The organism is Trueperaceae bacterium (assembly GCA_036381035.1).
GTDB lineage: Bacteria > Deinococcota > Deinococci > Deinococcales > Trueperaceae > DASRWD01.
In genome coordinates, this window is the sequence record DASVDQ010000038.1 from 1 (window position 1) to 1,569 (window position 1,569).

General features: G+C 69.2%; 1 protein-coding gene. It reads left to right on the plus strand.

Features of this window, described 5'->3' with window-relative positions:
- Positions 1–1,333 (plus strand): hypothetical protein (locus VF202_05790; GenBank protein HEX7039603.1); only part of this gene is annotated, 1,333 nt, incomplete at its 5' end.
- Between the last annotated feature and the right edge of the window lie 236 nt (positions 1,334–1,569).

A 1,569-nucleotide genomic window follows, 5' to 3' on the forward strand; every position in this document is an offset into this window, starting at 1 on the left:
CCTCCGGGAGGTCGCGACGAGGCATAGGGACGCGGTGGTCGGGCGGGAGCCGGCGTGGTCGCTGGTGCCTGACCGGGAGCGCGGCCTGAAGCAACTCACCACCGAAGCCGAGGACGCGTTGACCGCGTGGTGGGATGCGAACGGCGTGCTGGCCGCGTTGCAGGAGGCGACGCTCAGGCTGTTGTTCGCGGAGGAGTCGAGCCGCGGTGACGAACCGCCACGCCCCGCCGTCTCACCCCTGCGCTTGTTCATCCGCAGTTCCAGCGTCGGTGAGGACGGCAGGGTACCCAAGCGCGGCAGCCTGGGTGAGGCGTTGGCGGACATCGGCATTCACGCGTGCACGCCCGCGAACGCGGGTGTGCTGCGGGACGCGGACGGCGACCCCATCGCGACCCGGTACTCGTACCGGGACGAGACCGGCGCCATGCTCACGGAGCTGACCGGCACGGGAGCGAACCTGGCGCGCCTCGGCCTCGACGTTGACGCGACGAGCGATACGCTCATCGTCATCCTCAACGGCAACACGCCTGTAGGCGAACCCGTCGCGTACCCCCTGGGTGGGGCGCTGCTCATGCACGAGATGCGGCGGGAGCCGCTCATCACGCCCGCGGCGATCATGCAGCAGAAGCTCATCAACAAGGCTTACACCATGATGTCGCGGAACGTTGACGTGGCGGGCTTCGTCGAGAGGACGTTCCTGAACGCTCAGGCTCCCGGCAGGTGGTTGGGTGAGGACGGGCAACCCACGGAGCCGGGGAAGGGCACGTGGACGCCCGACCCACTGTACGTGGGGGCGGGAGCCACGAACCACGTGGTGGGCGTGATCGAACCGCGGGAGGATGGCACGTACTCGTACGCGTCCCCGAGCGTCGTGTACCGCGACCCCGTGAGCCCCACGGCGTTCACGCTGACCATCGAGCAGGCTTACCGGGCCGTGCTCGAGGAAGCCAAGCAACTGCACGTCCTCCTCGCGGGCGACGCCACCGCCAGCGGCGAATCCCGCAAGCAGGCCATGAGCGACTACGTGGATTCACTGACTACCACCGCGGCGCAGGTGCAAGGCGCGATCAGGTGGCTTCTCACCACCAGCCTCCGCCTCGCCGCCGTGCTGATAAACGCTCCTGGCCGGTTCGACGCGTTCCGCGTCACCGCGTCGGCGCGCATCAGGGTCGTGCAACCCACCAGCGAAGACCAGCAGGCGACCCTCGCCAAGTATGAGGCGGGCGTGTTGAGCCTCGAGACGACCTTGGCGGAGCTCGGCGTGGAGGACCCCACGGCGGAGATGAACAAGCTCAACGCCACGCAACCCGAGGTTGAGGAGGTGGCGGCGTGAAGTGCGTCTCCTGCCACCGCCCCAAGCCGCGCTCAGCGTGGACGTTCGCGCCGTTCTGGATGTGCCGCGCCTGCGCCAATCGATACCGCCTCCATCGCCTTCGGGCGTGAGGAACCCCCAAACATCGGCGGGCGGCGCGGCCAGGGGCCGCGCGTAAGCCCCACAAACCCACGAGCATCCCCGCCAGGGGCGGGGCGCGCCGCGCCAGGGGCGCGAGAGGAGTGACGTTTCGTGAC